We start from the raw sequence: 5,790 nt of genomic DNA on the forward strand, positions 1-5,790 counted from the left end.
CACGTAGTCGAGGAAGCGGCCGTAGCTCATGCGCGCCACAGCGGCATTGCTCGGAGCCACGGTGGGGCCGTTGGGAGTGCTGAGGCGGCTGGCGCTGTTACCGAGCACCTGCCAACCGAGGAACAGGGCCACCCCAATCGGCAGCACCCAGAGGGCAATCGTGCGCCAGCGCTGATTCATGGCCGCCTCAGAAGCAGGTGGAGATGTTTACAAGTGTAAAGCGGCTCCTGCCTGGATCGGGATTCTCAGGCCGAAATGGCTCTCATTCAGGAGGCTTTCTGCCATTCCATCGGCATCGCCGAGGGTTCAGCGATGGGCGGTGCTACCGCATCGGTTTCTGCGAGCCCGGCTGCTGCTGTTTCCAGGCCCGAGAGATCAACGCAGAGGTCTTCAACGGCGAGGCTTTCGCGCAGCTCAGCTCCGCCGAGGCTGTGGGTCCAGATCTGCACCACCGATTCCGGTGGAGCCAGAAAACTGAGCAACTCGAACGGGAACACCACCCGTTCCAGGAAAAACTCATCCGGGCCGATGCAGCGAACGATCACCATGCGATCGCTGCTGTTGCGGTAGCCACAGGTGAGCTGCGCCAAGGGAAGGTTTGCTGAAAGGGACCCATATCAAGCCATCCGCCAGCGGCGGAGTTGGTCGCAGTTGAAACCGTTTGGCCCACAGATGCCCTTCTTTCGGATTTCTTTGTCTTCTGCGCGGCAGTGCTGGGGCCGATGTGCTGCAGCGGCTTCAAAGGCTGCGTAAGGCGGTGATTGGATCCAGGCGTGCGGCGCGGCGTGCCGGCAACACGCCAAACACCAGGCCGATGGAGCCGGAGAGGCCCACGGTGATCAACACGCTCGTTCCTCCGATGGCAGCGGGCAGCGGCGTGAGGGCCGCCACGGCCGCCACCGCTGAAAGACCCAGCGCACTCCCGATCACGCCCCCCAGGCTGGAAAGCACCAAGGCCTCCACCAGGAACTGAGCCAGCACATCGCTGCTGCGGGCTCCGATTGCTTTGCGCAGGCCGATCTCGGAGGTGCGCTCACTCACGGATACCAACATGATGTTCATGATCCCGATCCCGCCCACCAGCAGCGAGATCGCTCCGATGGCACCGAGCATCAAGGTGAGGCCACCGGTGATCGTTCCCACGATCGAGAGCGCATCCTTCTGGGAGCGCACGGCGAAGTCGTCTTCCCGCAGGATGTTGTGCCGCTGGCGCAGCAGGTTGGTGATCTGGAATTTGGCGGCGCTGGTGCTCGCTTCATCGCGCGCTTCCACACTGATGAAGTTGAGGCTCACGCCGTAGGTGGGATCCCTCCCCGACAGTTTGCTCACCATCGTGGAGAGCGGGATGTAGGCAGCTTCGTCTTGGTTTTGTCCGAACACGGCTCCCTTGGGCGCCATCACACCGATCACCTCAAAGCTCTGGTCGCGGATGCGCAATTGCTTGCCGATGGCGGATCCTGTCGGCAGAAGCTTGTCGCGTAGATCCGGACCGATCACCACCACGTTGCGAGCGCCGTCCAGATCGCGCTGGTCGATGAAGCGGCCCTGTGCCACTTCAAAGCGGCGCACCGTGAGGAAGTCGGGCGTGATGCCCGACACCGTGGCGGTGGAACTTTTGGAGCCGGCCTGCAGCACCGCACTCAGGGTGATCTGGGGCACCACCCGTTTCACCGAGGGCACCTGCTCGGCGATGGCCTCCGCGTCTTCGAGCACGAGCGTCTTGGGGAAGTCGATGCCCTGGCGTCGGCTGTCGTTGTTGCCGGGCACCACAAACAGCACGTTGGCGCCCAGCGTGTTGAGCTGCCCTTCAGCCAGGTTTTGAGCGCCGCGACCCACCCCCACCAGGGTGATCACTGAGGCGTTGCCGATCACGATGCCAAGCATCGTGAGCAGGGAGCGGAGGCGGTTGGACTTGAGCGTGGCCAGAGCCATGCCCACGGTTTCCCCCATCGCCAGTTTGGCGGCCATGCTGTTGGTTGCCGGGATGATCGGCGGTCGGTGCAAGACCACCATCCTGAAGCTCAGCTCACATGATTGTGGGGTCGAGCACGGTGCCTTTGCCCACGATGCTCACCTTCACCAGGTCGGTGGAGCCACTGACATCGGCCACGGTACCGGCGGTCTGAATGACCAGATCGCCATCACGTAGCAGGGCCTCTTCTGTGGCCATTTCCATGGCGCGATTGAAGCTGGCGGTGGCGTTCTTGGCGTCGTCGACCAGAAGCGGGTGTACACCCCACACAAGCTGGAGCTGGGAAGCCACCTTCTTCTCGCTGGTGATGGCCAGGATCGGCGTGCTGGGGCGGAACTTGCTCACGTTGCGAGCGGTGGCACCGCTTTTGGTGAGGGGCAGGATCGCCGCCGCTTCCAGCTGCCGGGCGATGGCGCTCACGGCATGGCTGATCGCATTCGGAATCGTTGAGGCCAGCTGTCCGTCGTTCTCGCGGCGGGGGTAGTCGCGCTCGATGCGGCGGGCGATCTGGCTCATCGTGGCCACTGCTTCCACGGGGAAATCACCCACGGCGCTCTCGTTGGAGAGCATCACCGCATCGGTGCCATCGAGGATCGCGTTGGCCACATCGCTCACTTCGGCCCGGGTGGGGCGGGGGCAGCTCACCATCGAATCGAGCATCTGGGTGGCGGTGATCACCGGAATGCCGAGGCCGTTGCACTTGCGGATCAGTTCCTTCTGCAGCAGCGGCACCTCTTCGGCCGGCATCTCCACACCCAGGTCGCCGCGCGCCACCATCACGCCATCGCAGAGCGGCAGGATTGCGTCGATCTGATCGATCGCCTCGAATTTCTCAATCTTGGCCACCACCGGCGTGTTGTGACCGTGGGAAGCGATCAGGGCCTTGATCTCCTCCATGTCGGAGGGGTTGCGCACGAAGCTGAGGGCCACCCAGTCGACCCCGTGCTCGAGGCCGAAGGCCAGATCGGTGCGGTCTTTGTCGGTGAGGGCGCGGATCGAGAGCTGCACATCGGGGAAATTCACCCCTTTGTTGTTGGAGAGCACCCCCCCCACGGTGACGGTGCAATACAGGGTTTGATCGCTCTGATCGACCCGATCAACCACCATTTCCACACGGCCGTCATCCAAGAGGATGCGGCTACCGCTCACCACCTCGTCCGCCAGCTTGTCGTAGGTGACGGTGGCGATGTCCTGGGTGCAGGCCACATCGCGGGAAGTGAGGGTGAAGGCATCACCCTTCGCCACGGTGATCGGACCTTCCTTGAACCGACCGAGGCGGATCTTCGGGCCCTGCAGGTCTTGCAGGATGCCGATGTGCACGCGCATCTCCTCCGCCACCTGGCGGATGGTGCGGATGCGGGCGGCGTGCTCGCTGTGATCGCCGTGGGAAAAATTGAGCCGGAAGGTGGTGGCGCCGGCTTCGATCAACCGCCGCAGCTGTTCCGGAGACTCGGTGGCAGGGCCGATGGTGGCCACGATCTTGGTGCGACGCGTGAGATCGGGCAGGGCCATTCGGCAGAGCCAAAGATGCCAGCGACCCTATCATCGACGGCCGCCAGCCCTGTTCTGCCAATGGATCTGAATGCCTATCAGCAGGGTGCTCGCAGCACGGCCCGCTATCCCGATGTGGGCGCCAACCCCATCTACCCCACCCTCGGCCTCTGCGGTGAGTCCGGTGAGGTGGCCGACAAGGTGAAGAAGGTGCTGCGCGATCAGGGGGGCAACTTCACGCCGGAGGTGCGTGAAGCGCTCAAGCTCGAGCTCGGCGACGTGCTCTGGTACGTGGCTCAGCTGGCTAGTGAGCTGGGCTTCGAGCTGAACGAGGTGGCGGAGGCCAACCTCAACAAGCTGGCCAGTCGCGCCGCCCGTAACGTGATCGGAGGTAGTGGCGACCATCGCTGATCGCGTGGTGGCTTGCCGGTTGTTACGCGTGGTTCTTGTGCATTTCCGGCCGCTCCGTTCCTTGCTCGGTGCCGTTGCTGTTGTTTGGCTCGTGCTGGCTGGCGCGTGGGTTGAACCGGCCTTGGCCGCCAATCTGAGCGTGGCGGAGGTGAGTCTTGAGCCCTGCCCCAGCGCCGATATCGGAGCCCAGCCGCAGTTGCGTCGCCCCAGTGGTGCCAGTTGCTACGTGCTCAGGGGCACGGTGAGCAACCCGGGCCGCAAGCCTGTGGTGGATACCGATGTGTTCGCCCAGATCCTCGATGCCAGTGGCGAGCCGGTCTTGCAGAACCGCTCACGCGTGGGCTCGATCGGGGATGTGCCCCCCGGTGATTCGAACTTCGCCCTGCGGCTGGCGATCCCTGCCGGTACCCCCGGGCCCTTCACTTTTTCGAATGTGAAAGCGCGCGGATTTGCCTCTCCGGTGCGCACCCGTGCCGGTGAATTCGACGACCTGCTGCCTCTGGAGCAGGCCGTGGCTGACGCTCAGTAGAAGCTGGGATAGAAGAAGCCGCGGCTCTGCTCCAGCAGTGTCTGGATCAGTTGCAGCGCCAGGAAGGCCAGGATCGCCGAGAGATCCAGGCCGCCGAGCGGCGGAATCAAGCCGCGAAAGGCATTGAGGTAGGGGTCGGTGACGGCGCTCACGGTGGAGAGCACCGGGTTGCCCCAATCCAGGTTGGGGAACCAGCTCAGCAGCACCCGCACCAGCAGGACCAGCGTGTAGATCGAGATGGTCTGGGCAAGAACGCCGATCAGATCGCCGACCAGAGCAGACATGGACATTCACGGACCTGTTTCAGGAGTATGGCCCGCGAATGGATGGAGCTGGGCCTTCGGTGGCGCCGTTTAAGCCGCCTGTGGCTCGGGATCAACGGGCGTTGGCTCGGCACGCTTGGGCTTGAGCTCGTCGGTTTTGATGGCAAAGGTGCGGTGGAACTTTTCACTGAGGGTGAGCCAGTAGGAGCGGCCTTCGCTCTGGCGCTTGCGCTCGATGAAGTTCTGAGCCAGCAACTCTTTGATGTGGTCGTAGGCGCCAGAGCCGCGCAGTTCCACCAGATCCGATTGCAGGATCCGTTTTTTCAGCGCGATCGTGGCCAGGGTGCGCAGCGCTGCGGTGGAGAGGTCCACGGGCAACAGGTTCTGCACCAGTTCACCCAGTCCGTCGCGCAGCTGCAGGCTGTAGCGCTGCCCCTCTTGGCGGATCTCCAGAGCGGTGTCGCGATGGGCGTAATCCGCCATCAGCGTGATCAACCCCAACTCCACCGCATCGCGACCGACGCCGCTGATCTCCGCCAGCTCAGCGAGGCTCATCGAGCGGCCCTTCAGATACAGGATGGCCTCGATACGCGCCGGTAACGACAGGTCGGCACTGTGGGTGTCCTGGGTTGTGTCGTCCATCACGCCCCCAGTGGTGTTCGCAAGTTATCCCACCCCAACGGTGCCGGCCACTTCACCCAGGAACAGGCGGTAGGCGGGGTTGTTGGTTTCGTCCACGTACCGGTAACCGAGGCCGTCGAGGAAGGTTTGCCAATCGGCGGATTCCTCCGGTGGTACCTGTACGCCCACCACGATCCGGCCCACATCTGCGCCGTGGTTGCGGTAGTGAAAGATGCTGATATTCCAGTTGGGATGCAGGCTCGTGAGGAAGCGCATCAGCGCGCCCGGCCGCTCTGGAAACTCAAAGCGATAGAGCAGCTCGCGGCTGTGGCTGCACGCTTCAGCCGCTGCGGCCGGCATGCGTCCTCCCACCATGTGGCGCAGGTGCAGCTTGGAGAGCTCGTCGTTGGAGAGATCGAGGCAGGGGAAGCCTGCTGCATTGAGATCGTGGATGAGATCTTGTTCATCGCGGCTGCCGCTGGTTTGTACGCCCACAAAGATGT

At 63.5% G+C, this 5,790-nt stretch carries 8 protein-coding genes and 1 pseudogene; 2 read left to right on the plus strand and 7 right to left on the minus strand.

Going from position 1 to position 5,790, the window contains the following annotated elements; genetic code table 11:
* The 4 genes from ACIQ2E_RS11970 to pyk form a co-directional block, all read right to left on the minus strand.
* Nucleotides 1–180: hypothetical protein (locus tag ACIQ2E_RS11970; protein WP_398330760.1), on the minus strand; the 180-nt coding region annotated here is incomplete at its 3' end.
* An 86-nt stretch (nucleotides 181–266) separates the two neighbouring features.
* Complete coding sequence (locus ACIQ2E_RS11975) at nucleotides 267–590, minus strand: DUF1830 domain-containing protein (protein WP_296446288.1); 324 nt, start codon at nucleotides 588–590, stop codon at nucleotides 267–269.
* Nucleotides 591–738: 148 nt separating this feature from the next.
* Entirely contained in the window at nucleotides 739–1,968 is a 1,230-nt protein-coding gene (locus tag ACIQ2E_RS11980) for an ABC transporter permease (protein ID WP_398330764.1), read from the minus strand.
* A 58-nt stretch (nucleotides 1,969–2,026) separates the two neighbouring features.
* Nucleotides 2,027–3,484, minus strand: a complete 1,458-nt coding sequence (pyk, locus tag ACIQ2E_RS11985) for a pyruvate kinase (protein ID WP_398330767.1) — start codon at nucleotides 3,482–3,484, stop codon at nucleotides 2,027–2,029.
* A 60-nt stretch (nucleotides 3,485–3,544) separates the two neighbouring features.
* On the opposite strand from pyk, the gene ACIQ2E_RS11990 reads away from it, so the two are divergent.
* Complete coding sequence (locus tag ACIQ2E_RS11990) at nucleotides 3,545–3,874, plus strand: nucleoside triphosphate pyrophosphohydrolase family protein (protein ID WP_398330770.1); 330 nt, start codon at nucleotides 3,545–3,547, stop codon at nucleotides 3,872–3,874.
* 61 nt (nucleotides 3,875–3,935) lie between these two features.
* Nucleotides 3,936–4,403 carry a hypothetical protein gene (locus tag ACIQ2E_RS11995; RefSeq protein ID WP_398330776.1) on the plus strand — a complete coding sequence of 156 codons (468 nt, stop codon included), beginning with the start codon at nucleotides 3,936–3,938 and terminating at the stop codon, nucleotides 4,401–4,403.
* On the opposite strand, the gene ACIQ2E_RS12000 is transcribed toward ACIQ2E_RS11995, so the two are convergent.
* From ACIQ2E_RS12000 to ACIQ2E_RS12010, 3 genes and pseudogenes are all read right to left on the minus strand, one after another.
* Entirely contained in the window at nucleotides 4,397–4,687 is a 291-nt protein-coding gene (locus tag ACIQ2E_RS12000) for a YggT family protein (protein ID WP_296446299.1), read from the minus strand. The genes ACIQ2E_RS11995 and ACIQ2E_RS12000 overlap by 7 nt on opposite strands.
* A 69-nt stretch (nucleotides 4,688–4,756) precedes the next feature.
* Nucleotides 4,757–5,308 carry an SMC-Scp complex subunit ScpB gene (scpB, locus tag ACIQ2E_RS12005; protein WP_398330774.1) on the minus strand — a complete coding sequence of 184 codons (552 nt, stop codon included), beginning with the start codon at nucleotides 5,306–5,308 and terminating at the stop codon, nucleotides 4,757–4,759.
* A 24-nt stretch (nucleotides 5,309–5,332) separates the two neighbouring features.
* Nucleotides 5,333–5,790: pseudogene (locus ACIQ2E_RS12010) on the minus strand (threonine ammonia-lyase, biosynthetic); the annotation flags it as partial.

It is taken from the genome of Vulcanococcus sp. (genome assembly GCF_044369115.1).
In the GTDB taxonomy this organism is placed as follows: Bacteria; Cyanobacteriota; Cyanobacteriia; order PCC-6307; family Cyanobiaceae; genus Vulcanococcus.